Source organism: Parabacteroides caecihominis (assembly GCF_023656785.1).
In the GTDB taxonomy this organism is placed as follows: Bacteria; Bacteroidota; Bacteroidia; order Bacteroidales; family Tannerellaceae; genus Parabacteroides; species Parabacteroides segnis.
Genome location: NZ_JAMOKS010000003.1, coordinates 313,621 through 330,143 on the forward strand (window position 1 = coordinate 313,621; position 16,523 = coordinate 330,143).

At 44.5% G+C, this 16,523-nt stretch carries 8 protein-coding genes and 2 rRNA genes; 2 read left to right on the forward strand and 8 right to left on the reverse strand.

The annotated features are described in order from the left end of the window. Window positions 1-2 precede the first annotated feature (2 nt). Entirely contained in the window at window positions 3-821 is an 819-nt protein-coding gene (locus NBH14_RS03875) for a peptidylprolyl isomerase (RefSeq protein WP_186958728.1), read from the reverse strand. Window positions 822-1,313: 492 nt separating this feature from the next. On the opposite strand from NBH14_RS03875, the gene NBH14_RS03880 reads away from it, so the two are divergent. Together NBH14_RS03880 and NBH14_RS03885 are read left to right on the forward strand one after the other, a co-directional pair. Next, window positions 1,314-2,063 (forward strand): DNA-binding domain-containing protein, encoded by a 750-nt coding sequence (locus tag NBH14_RS03880; protein ID WP_186958727.1) that lies wholly within the window; start codon window positions 1,314-1,316, stop codon window positions 2,061-2,063. A gap of 138 nt (window positions 2,064-2,201) precedes the next feature. After that, complete coding sequence (locus NBH14_RS03885) at window positions 2,202-5,324, forward strand: InlB B-repeat-containing protein (RefSeq protein ID WP_186958726.1); 3,123 nt, start codon at window positions 2,202-2,204, stop codon at window positions 5,322-5,324. A gap of 24 nt (window positions 5,325-5,348) precedes the next feature. Here NBH14_RS03885 and NBH14_RS03890 read toward each other — a convergent pair whose 3' ends face one another. The 7 genes from NBH14_RS03890 to NBH14_RS03925 all read right to left on the reverse strand — a co-directional run. After that, complete coding sequence (locus NBH14_RS03890; RefSeq protein ID WP_186958725.1) at window positions 5,349-7,178, reverse strand: peptidase U32 family protein; 1,830 nt, start codon at window positions 7,176-7,178, stop codon at window positions 5,349-5,351. 33 nt (window positions 7,179-7,211) lie between these two features. After that, the gene (locus tag NBH14_RS03895) at window positions 7,212-8,957 is read right to left on the reverse strand and encodes a PD-(D/E)XK nuclease domain-containing ATP-binding protein (protein WP_186958724.1); all 1,746 of its coding nucleotides are present in this window, start codon (window positions 8,955-8,957) and stop codon (window positions 7,212-7,214) included. Between the two features lie 48 nt (window positions 8,958-9,005). Further along, window positions 9,006-9,938 (reverse strand): homoserine O-acetyltransferase MetA, encoded by a 933-nt coding sequence (gene metA, locus NBH14_RS03900; RefSeq protein WP_186958723.1) that lies wholly within the window; start codon window positions 9,936-9,938, stop codon window positions 9,006-9,008. Window positions 9,939-10,082: 144 nt separating this feature from the next. Continuing rightward, the gene (locus NBH14_RS03910) at window positions 10,083-14,597 is read right to left on the reverse strand and encodes a multidrug efflux RND transporter permease subunit (RefSeq protein ID WP_186958722.1); all 4,515 of its coding nucleotides are present in this window, start codon (window positions 14,595-14,597) and stop codon (window positions 10,083-10,085) included. Continuing rightward, window positions 14,594-15,760, reverse strand: a complete 1,167-nt coding sequence (locus tag NBH14_RS03915) for an efflux RND transporter periplasmic adaptor subunit (protein WP_186958721.1) — start codon at window positions 15,758-15,760, stop codon at window positions 14,594-14,596. The genes NBH14_RS03910 and NBH14_RS03915 overlap by 4 nt, the downstream gene beginning before the upstream one ends. A gap of 333 nt (window positions 15,761-16,093) precedes the next feature. Beyond that, window positions 16,094-16,204: ribosomal RNA gene (gene rrf, locus NBH14_RS03920) — 5S ribosomal RNA — on the reverse strand. Window positions 16,205-16,306: 102 nt separating this feature from the next. Then, window positions 16,307-16,523 (reverse strand): 23S ribosomal RNA (locus NBH14_RS03925); the annotation flags it as partial.

The following is a 16,523-nucleotide window of genomic DNA, read 5'->3' on the forward strand; positions in this document are numbered from 1 at the left end:
ATTTACTTTTGAAATACTTTCGTCGATTTGATCATAACATCCCGGATAGGCCGGTCATTCTTATCTGTTTTCACCAGCGACATTTTCTCTACGATATCGAAACCGTCCACCACTTCTCCGAAGATCGTCACGGAACTATCCAGATGGGGCACTCCGCCAACCGTCTTATATACTTCGCGGTGTTCGGCGGGAATAACATACGGGCCCAGGTCAGCCAATGTATCCTCCACCATAACCAAAGCACGGTTTGTCAATTCCGTTTCCAAAGAGTCGGCAGCCAGTGCCGGGTCTTCTTTCTTCAACTGATCCAGGAATTTATAATATAACCAGTTACGGCGAATCTGGTTGATCCGTACCTCTTTCTCATCCAGTTCAGCATCAGTATGTTTCTTTCCCTGCACGAAACAAAACTGGGTTCCGGCCGATGCACGTTCAGGATTTACATCATCACTTTCCTTGGCATCGATCAGAGCACCTCGTTTATTGAAATGGTTGGGAAGTATCTCGGCCGGAACGGTATAACCACCATCACCGTCTCCATACAAAACACCCGGTTCATGAGCTTTGCTGGTCGGATCACCACCTTGCACTACAAAATCTTTAATGATACGGTGAAATAGCATCCCCTCATATTCACCCGACTGGCACAACCGGATGAAGTTATCACGGTGCAAAGGAGTGTCATCATACAACAGGACAGTAACATCTCCCATAGTCGTTTTCACTGTCACATAAACGGGTTTCGAAGGGGCCAGCGGTTTATCGCCACAAGAAACCAAAGTAAACAAGACGACTAAAAAGGCGAATAGTTGTTGTTTCATTTCGATTAGAATTTAATAAAAAACTTACAGCAAAGATAAGTATTTATACATCTGTGGGAATAATCCTTATCATACTTTTATTATTAGATATCCTGATAAGGTTAATAAGTAGGCAAAACTAACTTAGTCTGTGTAGAACTACGTTATTATTGGTGACAAAGATATAAATTAATCGTCATAGCCAAAGCTTTATATTCAATTAATTCATGATATATTAAAAAATATCGTTTATCCTAAAAGTTTTAGCTTGATTCTAAGAAATTAATTATAATCCACGAAGTATATAAGACGATTATCGTCCAGTTTGTCTCTAGTTCTACACAGACTAAAACATTACTGGCAATGAAGTTCAAGGATTTAAATATCATACTCTATCTTTTTAGAAAGGTGCTGACTTTTAGCTTAAAAAAGGGAAATAAAGAGATAATTTCTACTCATATTCTACCCAACTATATACAATTATTTTCTTATTAACAACATAAATTTAACAGTATGCAAAACACATTAAAAGGTTGGTTAGCCAATAATACGGTTACCACAGACAACAAAGACGACAAAATCCTTTTGCTCGAATCATCCGGCAACATCGGACTTGAACAAATTTATAACGAGATGAAAGAGGAAGATACGGGACTTCGAATGGAAACAATCGTACACGTTGTTACCCTCTTCCTTCGCGTCGTTATGCGCCTGATATTAAACGGATACAGTGTAAACACCGGCCTTTTCCGTGCTGTGGCACAATTTGTCGGAGTGATTGATAAAGGACAATGGGATCCGAAAACGAACTCAGTCTACGTATCATTTATCCAGGAAAAATTGCTACGCGAAGCGATTGCTAAAACTAAAGTAGAAATACTCGGTACGAAAGCAAACGTAATGTATATCCTCGAAGTAGAAGATCGCAAAACCGGTTTGAAAGACGGGACAGCAACTCCGGGACGTAACTTCTTCGTTCGTGGCTCGCACCTGAAAGTAGTCGGTTCAAACGAATCAGTCGGTGTAACTCTAACTGATAGTAAAGGTGTTGTCAGAAAATTGGAAGATGACGAAGTAAGCATCAACAAACCGTCAGAGCTTACCCTCTTGCTACCGGCCGACCTAGCAGATGATACATATACACTAACAGTATGCACACAATACAGTCAAAGTGCACAGCTACTGAAAGAACCCCGCAGCGTAAGTACGACTATTGTAGTGGGTAACAGTGGTGGAGGCGGAGACCGTCCTGAGATAGAATAGCCTGGTCGCCTTTGCCTTATCACGCAAAGACCCTTTGCGCGGTAAGGCAAAGACCTTTTGCGTGAACGGGCAAAGCCTGTTGCTTACTCAAACCCTTAAATTCATTTAAAACAGATATAACAATAATAGATAATCATTATGCAGAAAATTTTCATTTTACTTTTTACCTTCCTGCTTATACCAGTTATGGCATCGAGCGAAATAGAGCAACTTACTACTCGACTTGACTTCAGAGATACTGAAACAACTGATCAACTGGATCAATATGGATATAAATGGGATAAAGAGAATTTGACTCTTACTTTAAAGGGACTGAACATACTCATTGAACCCATAGAAAATAATAATAATAATTCAGCTATTACGTTACCGGATAAAGCGATAGTTAAATTGATCGGAGAAAATACAATTACACATAATGGTAATTTTCCGGAACAGAATTATCCTTATTCTTCCATAAGGCAACTATTTACCAATAATACTCTTAATATAACAGGCGAAAACAATGGATCACTAATATTAAAAGGAAATGCTACCAATGCTAGCAATGCAGGCTATCTAATTGAAAGCGACTATATAAATATTAGTAATGTGACAATAACCGCCAAAGAAGGCTTAAGCTATAAAAACGCTATCCACAGTTACAAATCAATGCAAATTAATGATAGTAAAATTACGATAGAAGATTGTGGTGAAACGGCCTTTTATGGCAATGATGCTAACAAAGCCTCTACAATCAAAAATAGCACCATAAAGGTTCTTAAATCAGGGAAAGCCGCTATCAGAATGAATTATGGAGATCTTACGATTGAAAACAGTAGTATTGAGATCGGGGAAACAGCACGATCTAGCCATGCCATCTCCGCAAACAAAATTACAATTTCCAATAATAGCAAAGTGACTGTGGATAAAGCCGGATATACAGGAATTTACGCCACCAAAGATATTTCTATTAATAACTGCGACATAACTATTAATAAGACGGGGTATGCCGGGCTTTTCGCCGGAGAAAATATTTCCATATCCAACGAGAGCATGGTAGCAATAAAAGAAAAAACACCTCATCATGCAGTAGTAGTTAAAGCCGAAAATGATCAAGCCGGAACAATAACGGTTGACGGGAGTACACTTCTCATTAACGATTCTGAATTAGGCGGAATTACTGTACAGACTAACAATGCAAGCAATAAAATTACTGTTAGTAATAGTTATATAGACGTACATTGCAGTAGTAGTACCTACAAATGTTTCAATGTAAATGACGGACAGGAATCAAAACCAACCATCACCAATTCATTCGTATGGGAGAAAGATGGTGATGTTGACGCTAAAAAGACCGGCACCATTTACGGAGAATATACTTTAAATGAAGATCTGACTATCCAACAAGATGAAGTTCTTGTAATATCCCAAAATGCCCAACTAACAACCAATCACGCACTAACCAACAATGGAGAAATGCAAATCAGGGAAAATTCGACTTTCAAAGGTAGTGGGACATTCATCGAGAATAATGAGGGTACACAAATTGTTGAAACACTAACAGAAGATATGATTTCAGTTCCACAGGATCTGAAGTATACCGGAGAAGATCTTTCAACGGTAACTAATTCAGCCATCAGTCTTTCAATGTCTATTCTCGGAGAAACAGTTCCGTTAGAAGCAAACGGCTGGAAGTCTACAATTGAGCCGACAGAGGTAAAAAATGCCGGAACATATACCATAAAATATACGAAAGAGGAAAAAACGGTATCAAAAACGTTTGAGGTTGCAAAAGCTGACAAGACTGAATTTGCTACTCCAGAACTTGCAGGTTCCGTTACTTACGGAGTTCAATTATCTACTATCGATTTGCCTGAAGGATGGAAATGGGAAAAAGAAACAGATATTCCAACAGTGACTAATAGCGGTTATTCTGCCATTTATACAGTCAAAGATTATAACAATTATAACTGGACAAAAATTGAAGGTTACCAAGAAGATAAACAGGAAGTAACACGAAACATCACGATTAGTGTAACAAAAGCAACAGGGGATACAGCAACCGATTATACCGAACCATCCGGCTTATCTGCCATCTATGGCCAGACACTGGCTGATGTAATATTACCCGAAGGTTGGATATGGGATGCCCCGGAGACATCCGTAGGTAATGTTATTACAAATCCAAACTCATTTGTTGCAACATTTACCCCGGACGATCTGGGTAATTATGAGGTATTCAAAAAAGAACTTCCCGTAACTGTAAACAAAACAGATTTATCAGTAACTGATTTTCAATTTGAAGCACCGAGCCCGGAAGAGCTGGTTTATGATAGGAATAAAAAAGCAGCGAGCATAACTACTTCACTTATCGACAACGATAAAATCACAATTAAATATAAAGAAAATGCCAGTGATAATATAACATCAGAAGCACCGACAGAAGCTGGTACCTATACCGTCATAATCGATGTTGCCGAGAGTGACAACTACAACAAGGTTACCGACATGACAAACGAAGACTGGACATTCACCATCATCCCCGTCTATACAATCACCATCGATCCGTCAATTACTAACGGTACAATCAAAGCTGACAAGGAAACAGCACAGGCAGGCGAAACTGTCACATTAACAGTGAGTCCTGCTACAAATCACCAATTGTCCACTTTATCTTATAGCTGGATAGAAGGTTCGGTCATTCTCACGGAAACCACCATCATAATGCCAGCCGGAGATGTAACAGTAACAGCCACATTTAGTGCAATACCTGTTACACCTCCTGTTTATCCTGTTCCTACCTATTATACTGTTACTCTCCCTGCTATAGAGGGTGTCACCACCGATCCGGCAGCAGGCAGTTACGAGATAGAGAGTTGGGATAGCTTCGGTTTCTTCCTTACGCTCGCCGAAGGATACCAAAAAGACTCTCAGCCGGTAGTAACCGCCGACGGCAAAATGATCCCCCCGCGTATTTCAGACGGCAAATACATCATTCATAATGTATTAAGAGATACCGACATCGAAATCACCGGCATCATTAAGGACATTGCTACCGGCAACGAGCCGCTCCCATCCGGCTTCCATATCACGACGTCCGATGGTCTACTACTGGTTACCGTCCCCTACGCCACCCGCCTATATCTCAACGAAATCTCCGGTCGTCTGATCCTCACGCGTCTCCTTTCGCCCGGCGATAATCGCTTCGAAGGGCTGGCTGCCGGTGTCTATATCCTGACAATAGACGGCAGGCCGGGACAGAAGGTTCTATTGAAATAGAGGGAATAAGCCAAATATGCTTATTTATTCTGCATACACCAACATCCGGCACCGCTTGCAATCGAAATGCAGGCGGAGCCGGGTGTCTTTATATAATAGATAATAAGGTTCCTTATAAGGTGATTTCTCTTTCTGGTAAGTTGGGCACCATCCCATACTATACCGTAGGCAATGCTTGCTAAACATCAACGGAACATCTTTCTCCGGCTTTAATTCGAAAGCATCTGCAATCGTCTCTACCCCATGTGCTTTATAAAAAGCTTCCGCCCGGCTGTTAGAGACATTCCCCAGATAAGTCAACTGGCGTTCCGGGAAAGAAACCTCTTTCGCAGGTTCAACCTTACGCGAGAGTTCACGCTGGTAACGGATCATACGGTCTGACTGCAACTTCTCTACGGCCTTGCGACGCATATCTGCCAGGAGAGACGACGGGACGAACCAGTTTTCACCCATTCCTATATGTACTTCCGATGCTTCAAACGGCGTGTTTCCCAATTTTGAAAGTTGTGTACGGATATTATCCTGCTGGTCACGGCGTGCCAGTTCCTTATCGAACGGCTCAGTCAGCATCACACGTGCTCCCGTTTCATCTTCCATAACCAATGTAAAACCGAAAGGATTATCCAAGAATTCGATCTTTACAGCCAGCTTACGTTCGGCAGAAGGTTTCGCCAACTGCTTTTCAAAAACCTGGTCAAAGTTACGATACAAAAGTGTCTTGGGCTTTATATCCGGCATATCCAACGGAAAGACACGGTTCGCCTCTACTCTGTTGACGCGAAATCCTTCCAACTCACCGCGGCTATTGAAGAATACCAAGCCATCCCCATTATTCAGTTGCTTCACTCCGGCGATGGTAAACGAATTGCCTTTCAGTTCCTTGACGGTTCCGACAGGTTCACCCAATGATTTCGGAGTATTGAAAGCTGTTATATCTTTTGTACGTTCATGCAGGAAGAAAGGAGTAAATCCCCGGTTGAAACTTTTCTCGGCTACAGGCTCAAACTCATAGGTACTTTTTCCTGCTGAGGCACGGATATATTCGGGTCGGCGCGTCAATATAGCATCCAGTTTCTTCCGGTAATAAGCCGTTATATTCTTTACATAAGTGACATCTTTCAAGCGCCCTTCTATTTTAAAAGAAGAAGCACCCGCATCCAGCAGGGCTTCCAGTTGGTCGGAACGGTTCATATCCTTGAGTGATAACAAATGTTTGTTATGAACGATCTCCGTCCCATTCGCATCCACCATCGAATAAGGCAACCGGCAATATTGCGCACACTCTCCTCTGTTAGCGCTCCGCCCGCTCAAAGCCGCACTCAGATAGCACTGCCCGCTGTAACTCACACATAATGCGCCATGTACGAAAACCTCCAGCGGGACAGAAACCTGTTCCGATATGCAGCGAATCTCATTCAACGACAATTCACGTGCCAGAACCACCTGTGTAAAACCGGCTGCCTCCAGGAACTTCACCTTTTCAGGCGTACGGTTATCCGTTTGTGTGCTGGCATGCAGCGGGATAGGCGGCAGATTCAGGCGAGTGATCCCCATGTCCTGTACAATCAGAGCATCGGCTCCTGCCTGATAGAGTTGCCGGATCAGTTGCTCCGCTTCCGACAATTCTTCTTCCCGCAGAATGGTATTTAACGCCACATAGATACGGGCATTATATAAATGAGCATATTCACAAAGAGCACGAATATCCTCCAACGTATTTCCGGCAGCAGCACGGGCTCCAAACTTCGGCGCACCGATATACACGGCATCAGCCCCATGATTAATGGCTTCAATACCACAGTTCAGATCTTTAGCCGGGGATAGTAATTCTATGCGGCGGGGTTTTATTGGCATATTGTTATTTCAGATTTATCAAAAAAGTACAACTCACAAAACAAATTCGCGCATTGCCTCCGGTTGCCAGCCACGGTAAACAGCGGCTAGCAGGCGTAAGCGGGTGTTACCGGTGCTACTGAGTATCTTCTCGTCAGCAGCGTAACGGCGCAATTGGTTTTCGGCTTCCTGCAATAAGGCTTCCACATCGGTTGTCGTATCATCCCGTTTCAGGAATTTCAACTCTACCAGATAGGAATATTGCATATCCGGATAGTTTGCCAGGTTGGGCATCAGGTAAAGATCGGAGAAACCACGGCCCGCTTCAAACTCAGGCCAGATAATAAAGTAATCCGTCAACCCCATATAAGCAACCATCAGTGTTTTAATAGTCGACTCCTGATAGATCGCATCACGAAGAACCGCTTTCTTATCAACCTGACAGGCAAAAAAGTCCAAAGCAGTTTCCCATTCCCCGAAATAAGCCATACGACGCATCCGGTCGGACAAGTCCATAAAAGGGAAAACAACCGACTCGCGTTCTTTCATCGCTTCCACCAGATAACTGTAAATCTGTTCGCGGACGGCCAGATTGGGTACTTTCATGATCGTTTCGCCATATTCCATCCGGTCGTAAGTCAGCAAACCGAAATAGTATAGCAGTGAGGTAAAGTTACCCGGATCGGCCAGGTTCTCTGCTGGAAAACTGTCTTTTATCACGTTTCCGTTCACTTCGCCGGTATCGATCAACTTTGTAATGACCGAACAACCTTCTTCCTGCATCCTGTCGATACGGATAAAGTAGCGCAATTTGCTGTAATCCGTCCGGATATTACGGTCGACCATTTCGGAAGGCGGACGTTTCCTCTGCAAATAATTATTCAGGAAATAGAGCACCATATCCGAATTATACATTGTTTGCCCGATACATTCTTTGGCAAAACAGTAATTATCGTACCAGGGTTTCATCATCCGGACAATATCATCGATAGAATCGGCCAGCATGCCTTCCGACTGGTAATAAGATAACATCTCATGCAGTTCCGATTCGCTGAAACCGACCATCGAATTAAACTGTTCATTTGTCGTTATATTCGTCCCGATATTGAAACCACTCGTCACGTCATCCAGTGTAACAGGCGACACACCAGTAATGAACATTCGTTTCACAGGGGCTTCCGCTCCGGTGGTAACACCTTTTACCACATTAAAGAATGAACTATAGAAACCTGAATCGTGCGTCAAAGAATGATACACATCATTTCCTTTAGAGGATAATATCGTATTGGTAAAATTATCGTATTCGTCGATCAGCAAGTAGATAGACAGTCCTTGTTCTTTGGCACACAGGCAAATATATTCCAAACGTCCGGCAGCCTCCGGAATCAATTTTAGCTGTTCCTGGAAATCAGGTTTAAAATAAGAAGCATATACGCTGGCAAAATACGCTGTTTCCAGACTGATATGCCGGTTGAAGGCAGCTTCCAGTTTATCGTCCGTAGCCCTTACCATGCTGAAATTAAAACGTAAAACCAGGTATTTACCCTGTTCAGCAGTCGGATGCTTGCCGATGTATTGATTACCGAACAGTTCCTCAAAACGGTCGGCATATTTCACATCGTAATAGCAGTTAAGCATATTCAGGAACAACGATTTCCCCAAACGGCGCGGACGGATCAGAAACAGGAAACGTCCGGTCTGCTCCAACAGGTCAATATACTGGGTTTTATCTACATAGTAATAATTATCAGTCATTACTAATACATAATCCGTCAATCCGTAAGGTATTTTCTTTGCCATATATACTCTTTATTTAATCGTTTCGTCAGCTCCTTTCGGTAGCGATATTTACAAACTCCCCAAATTCTTTATATCCTCAATATTGAACGGAGTTGCCTGGTAAACGTAATAGTTCAGCCAGTTTGTAAACAACAGGTTCGCATGGCCGCGCCAACGGACTACAGGGCCCTGGGCCGGGTCGTTGTTGCGGTAATAGTTGTGGGGAACGGAAATAGGAAGGCCCTTATTCAGGTCGCGGATATATTCATCGCTTAACGTATAAGGCGAATATTCGGAATGGCCTGTAATATAAAACTCACGGCCGCCGCGCGACATCGCCATATAAACGCCCGACTCCTCACTCTCCGAAAGAAGCGTCAATTCCGGTACCTTCCGGATATCTTCGCGGCGTATTTCCGTATGACGGCTGTGAGGCACATAAAACTCATCATCGAACCCGCGGAATATCGGCAGATAAGGCTCACGCAACGTATGCCGGAAAACACCGAACATCTTTGCCGGCAAATCATATTTAGGCACACCATAGAAATGATACAATCCCGCCTGCGCCGCCCAACAGATATATAACGTAGAGGTTACATGCGTACGCGCCCATTCGAAGATCGTCGTCACCTCTTCCCAGTAACTGACTTCTTCAAAAGGCATCTGTTCTACCGGAGCACCGGTAATGATCATTCCATCGTAATAATCTTTCTCTATATCGTCGAAGTCTTTATAAAACTCCTGCATATGTTCGATCGGAGTATTCTTTGGGGTATGGCCCTTTATCTTCATAAAGTCCAGCTCCACCTGCAAAGGGGTATTACTCAACAGACGGATCAGGTCTGTCTCTGTCGTGATCTTCAACGGCATCAGGTTCAGTACCACCACACGCAGCGGACGGATATCCTGGGATGATGCACGCAAGGAATCCATCACAAAGATGTGTTCCTTTTTAAGGAGTTCGATAGCGGGTAAATTCTTTTGTAAATTTAATGGCATGGCAATTCCTCTCTTTATTGTTTTTAGGAATACAAAGATAGAAATAAGTTAGCAGTTAACGTTTTTCCTACTGAAAAAAGTACCTATAGGCTCTTTAGTAAATAGCCCATAGGTACGCAAATATATCAGAGTATTTCTATTTAACTACTGTATTTCTTCTGAGGCAGATGTATATCCTCCTCCCAGCGCTTTATACAGATAAACCACCGACAGCAGTTCATCCAGTACCGCCTTATTCAAACTGATCTGGGCATCCAGATAACCACGCTGGGCATCCAATACATCTATATAATTGGTTACACCATTGATATACTGCAATTCCGCCAACTTTAAATATTTTCTCGAGGCTGCTTCCAGTTTTTCCTGCGAGCGACGGATATCCTTCGCCATATGGATCGTAACAATCGCATCGTTCACCTCCTTGAAAGCACCGATCACGCTCTTCTGGTAACTGTACACCTCCTGCTCATAACGGGCTTTGGACGCTTTCAGCTTTGCCTTATTTTTCCCCATTGCGAAAAGAGGCTGAAGCAGATCCCCTGCCAGGAACCATGCCGGACTTTTCAACAGGTCGCCCAACTCTTCACTCTCGAGACCGAAATTACCGGTCAGGCTGATCTTCGGAAACAGATCGGTATAGGCTACTCCTACTTTTGCATTCGCTTCGCGCAACTTCAACTCGGCCTGACGCATATCCGGACGGCGTTCCAACAGAGCCGAGGGTAATCCTACCGGCAAAGCATCCGGCAAATGTTGCTGGTCGAGAGACAGGCCGCGGGGGATATATCCCGGATATTCGCCTAACAACAGGGACAGGTCATTTTCCTTGATCTTTACCTGGCGCTCCAACGAAGGGACAAGCGTCTCGGTACGGGCAAGCTCCACCAAAGCCTGGTTATAAGAAGTCTCGGAAGTCAGACCACCATCATAGCGGAGTTTAGCCAGGCGAACCCCTTCACGACGGGCTTCCAATGTCTGGCGGACTATAGCCAACTGACGGTCGAGAGCACACAGTTGATAATAAGCGGCCGCCACTTCAGCAACCAGTGTCAGCTGTAATCCCCGGCGGGCCTCTACCGATTGCAGGTAGGCAGCAACGCCGGCTTCGTTTGCCCAACGGAGGTTACCCCACAAATCCAACTCCCACGAAAGAGTCAGCTTCGCCCCGTATTCTGGATCGGGTTTAGGATTATCGCCTCCATAATTCAACCGTTCTTTCTGGCTGTAAATGCGCGCACCTATTTCCGGGAACTGGTCAGCAAATGTGATACGTTTGGCTGCGATCATTTCCTTGATCTTGGCGGCTGCTATCTTCATATCTTTATTATTCTCCAGGGCAGTCGTAATAAGCCGTTGCAAAGTGGTATCGGCATACAGGCTTTCCCAGGGAATATTATCCACGGAAAGACTGTCGGCACCGGCCTCCAGTTCAGCCGGAAGGTTCAACTCCGGACGGGCATATTTCTCTCCTAACTTACAGGAAGAAAAAGAGAAGGTAATAGCCGACACAGCAACCATAAAAAAGAGCATCTTCTTTTTAGGTATTATCCGCGCAGCACGATCCATCCGCAGCGTTCGTTTAATCTTATAAATCAGAACAAAGAAGAACGGTACCAATACAATACCTACCGTAATGGCCACCAACATACCAAAGAACACCCCTGTACCGATGCTATGGCGTGAGGCTGATCCCGGCCCGCTAGCCAATACCATCGGAAGCATACCCAAAACGAATGCCAAAGAGGTCATCAGGATCGGACGGAAACGCATCCGCGCCGCATGGATAGCAGCCTGAACAACGTCTACTCCGGTATCGACCTGTACTTTGGCAAATTCGACGATCAGGATCGCATTCTTCGCCGCCAATCCGATCAGCGTGACAAGCCCGATCTGGAAATAGACATCGTTATGTAATCCGGTAGCCCAAATTCCCAGATAAGCACCCAAAGCGGCAACCGGCAAAGATAAGATAACAGCGATCGGAACGATCCAACTTTCATACTGTGCAGCCAGGAACAAGAACACAAAAAGGAATACGAGTGCAAGCACCATGCCTGTCTGTCCGCCGGCCTTCTTTTCCTGATAAGACAGACCGCTCCATTCCAAACCTATATTATCGGGTAGATGTTCGCGTGCAATCCGTTGCATGGCAGCCATGGCTTCACCGGAACTATAGCCGGGGGCAGCCACTGCACTGATGGCAGCTGTCGAGAACATATTGAACTTCTTGATCGTACCCGGTCCGGTCGTATAGTTCGTCGTACCCAAAGCGGTTAACGGAACCATCGAACCGTTTTGTGCACGGACAAAGAACAGTCCAATATTATCACGAGTGGCGCGATAAGGGGCTTCTGCCTGGATATATACCTTATATATACGGTTGAACATATTGAAGTCATTCACGTAGACGGAGCCCAGATAGGCTTTCATCGTCGAGAAGATATCCGTCAGAGGAATACCCAGGAACTTTGCCCGGTCACGGTCTACGTCAAAGTATAGTTGCGGAATCTCCGGTTGCAGGGCGGAAGATACACCGGTCAGTTCGGGAGCTTTCGACGCATATAGCATAAATGTATCGGTGGCACTCACCAGATTTTCCCAACTGGCTTCACCGCGGGCTTCCAACTGCATTTCCAAACCTCCGCTTTCTCCCAGACCAGGTATTACCGGCGGACGATTCAGATAAGCGAGTATCTCCGGATAATATTCAAATTCTTTACGGGCCACAGCCATCACATCTTCTACACCCATACCGGAAGACTTACGTTCTTCCCAGGGTTTCAGAATAACGGTAAGTGTGGAGCGGCTTTGCGAAGTTCCCACACGAGTACTGCTTCCTGTCACGTTCTGGACGTAGGCGACAGCCGGTTGTTTTTCCAGAAATTCTATCGCTCTGTCGGTTACTTTACGGGTACGCTCCAATGTCGCACCTTCGGGCATAACTAATTCCACCGTAAAAAATCCCTGGTCTTCTTCCGGGATAAAACTGGTAGGAATAATCCGGTTCAGTACAAAGATAAAAACAAGTACCATACCGAATCCGGCCAGGATTCTTTTGGGATTAGTGATCGCACGGGTCAGCAAATGGATATATTTATTATTTCCTTTATGCAGCCATATATTGATCTTGCGGAAGACGAAGTTTTTCTTCCCTACAGTCGGACGTAATATCAGGGCACACATCGCCGGACTTAATGTCAAAGCAACGACAGTCGACAACAATACGGAAACCACTATCGTAATAGAGAACTGACGGTATAATGCTCCGGTAATTCCACTCAGAAAACTCACCGGAACGAATACGGCTGCCAATACCATCGATGTTGCAATCAAAGCTCCCGATAATTCGCGCATCGCTTTATGGGTGGCTTCGCGGGCTGTAAGCCGTTCTTCATGCATAATACGTTCCACATTCTCCACTACGACAATCGCATCGTCGACCACAATACCAATCGCCAGGATCAGTCCGAGCAAGGTCAGCATATTCAGGGAGAATCCCATGATAAGCATAAATCCGAATGTCCCGATCAATGATATGGGAACAGCGATAGTCGGGATTAAAGCGGCACGCCAGTTCTGTAATGACAGGAATACAACCAGTATAACCAGGAACAAAGCCTCAAACAAGGTTTTATAAACTTCGTGGATAGACTGTGATATATATTCAGTCATATCAAAGGGAAACTTATATTCCAGTCCTTCCGGGAAGTTCTGGCTGATCTCTTTCATAGCTTCTTTTACATTGGTTGCCACTTCCAGAGCATTGGCACCCGGTAGCATATAAATACCCAGGATAGCCGCATTCTTTCCGTTTATTCCACTTTCCGTAGAATAGGAAGAGGCTTCCAAAGATATTCTCGCAACATCGCGCAAACGGACAATCGATCCGTCAGGATTGGCACGGACAACGATATCTTCAAATTCTTTTACCGTAGACAGACGTCCGCGGGCAGTGATCGGCAAAGTGATATCCACGTCGATAACCGGCTGTTTACCCAATTCTCCGGCAGCGGACTCACTGTTCTGTTCTTTCAGGGCAGCCTGAATATCTTTTACCGTCAGTCCCATATTTGCCAGGCGATCCGGATATACCCATATCTGCATACCATAGTAACGGCTACCGATATTGGAGACACGTCCCACACCCGGAATACGGCGAAGCACGTCGAGCACATTGATCGTAGCGAAGTTACTCAGATAGATTTCATCAAAACGCGGGTCATCCGAACTCAGGCTTAACGTCATCAACTGGCTGGCCGATTGTTTTTCCACGGTGATACCATTCTGAACAACATCGGAAGGCAGGCGCGATTCAGCCAGCTTCACACGGTTCTGTATTTCCACAGCTGCAAGGTCAGCATCGGCAGATACATCGAAAGTGACTGTTATAGTCAAACCTCCGGAGTTCGTACTGCTGCTCTGCATATAGATCATACCCGGAGTACCATTCAGTTCCTGTTCGATCGGTGTTGCAACAGCCTGCGACACCGTCAAGGCACTGGCTCCCGGATAAGAGGCACTGATCTTCACAACCGGAGGCGTGATCTGAGGATACTGGTCCACCGGTAACATCATCAATCCTATAACCCCGACAATAACGATCAATAAAGATAGTACGGTCGAGAATACGGGACGGTCTATAAAGAATCCCGGCTTCATTCTCCTGCCTCCTCTCTATATGCTTCGATGGCTTTGTCATCCCCTGCCTGAACCGGACGCACCAGCATACCAGGAACTAATTTATGATAGCCTTCGATAACTACTGCTTCATTTTCTCCCAGACCGCGTTCAATAACAATGTTATTTCCGATTTCAGGTCCTGTTTGTACAAAACGCTTTTCCGCTACATTATCACGCCGGATAATATAGATGAAGACACCGCCTTGTTCTATGGAAATAGCCTTTCGGGGAACAACGATTGCCCGTTCACGTACATCTAATAATAGTTTTACGCGGGTAAACTGTCCGGGAAGTAATTTCTGATTCGGATTAGCCAATTCTGCACGTACACCGAATGTTCCTGTTTGAGGATCTACAATCGGATCAGCAAAGTCGACTACACCCTTGACCGGATATTCGGAATTATCGGCTAGTGTCACGGTTACAGTCGGCTGCCAGGAACGGGTCGTATCCTGCTCACCGAACTTAATGTTACGGCGTTCGGCACGCAGATAATCCAATGCGGTCATTTTGAAGTCGACCAATACCGTATCACTTTTTACCACGGCCGCTAATTTGGAGTTGACACCGGGACCAACCAGGGCGCCGACATCGACAAAACGCTCACTGATATATCCGGCAATCGGTGAAGTGACCGTTGTATAACCCAGCTCCAGTTGTGCCTGGTCCAGGTCAGCTTTACTCATTGCGATATTAGCTTCCGAATCATCCAGGGAAGCTAATGCGTTATCAAGATCCAACTGGCTGGCTGCATGCTGTTCGTACAACGGCTGTAAACGCTCTACATCTCTTTTGGCTTTTGCCGCCTGAGCTTCGTTCTTCTTTAACTGTGCTTTCGCTTTCTCTACGCGTGCCTTATAAAGTGCTGAATTTATTATAAACAAAGGTTCATTTTGTTTCACCTGTTTACCTTCTACAAACAGCATCCTTTCCAGATAACCTTCTACGCGTGCATGTATCTCTACATAACTTGCGGCACGAATACGGCCTACATATTCACCAAAAATTTGCACATCTTCTTTCTGAGGCTTGTCAACTATGACAAGGGGACGCAACGGCTCTTCTTTTTTTCGACATCCTGTTGCCAACATTAAAAGGGCGACTAATACGATACCTCCTTTTACTAATCTTTCTCCTACCATTACTAATATCTATAAATGACATTTAAATTTTCTATTGTTCTATCTCTATATTGTAAGAATGAAATAATCGTACCATTGTTCAATACAATCTGTTAAAAAACGCTATACCCCTAAATATTAACCATATAAATAAACAACCAAATAGAATAACTTCTTTATTAAAAATGGGGTTCGTAGAATTATTCCACAGACAAATGCTACATAATCCACAAAACAAATATAAACCAAATACAAATAATGTATTTATGGATAGTCAGAGTCATCAGCTATAAACACAAAAAGGAACCAACCTTACGATTGATTCCTTTCATTTGTTTGGAGTCTGTGACTCTAAAACGGCGGCTATCTACTCTCCCACTTTTACGCAGTACCATCGACGTGGTTGGGCTTAACTTCTCTGTTCGGAATGGGAAGAGGTGGATCCCCAACGCTATAACCACCTTAATACCTTTAAGATGTTTGACCTTGGACAACGTTACTCTAACGTAACTTTTGCTTTGTTAGTATCTCTACTAACCCTGCTGATATATCAATCCTTCCTTACGGAAATAGAAAGTCTCGGGCTATTAGTACTACTCGGCTTCGACATTACTGCCCTTACACCTGTAGCCTATCTACGTCGTAGTCTACAACGACCCTCAGGGAGATCTTATCTTGAGGCTGGCTTCGTACTTAGATGCTTTCAGCACTTATCCAATCCAGACTTAGATACCCGGCGGTGCACCTGGCGGTACAACCGGTAAACCAGAGGTCTGTCCAACAC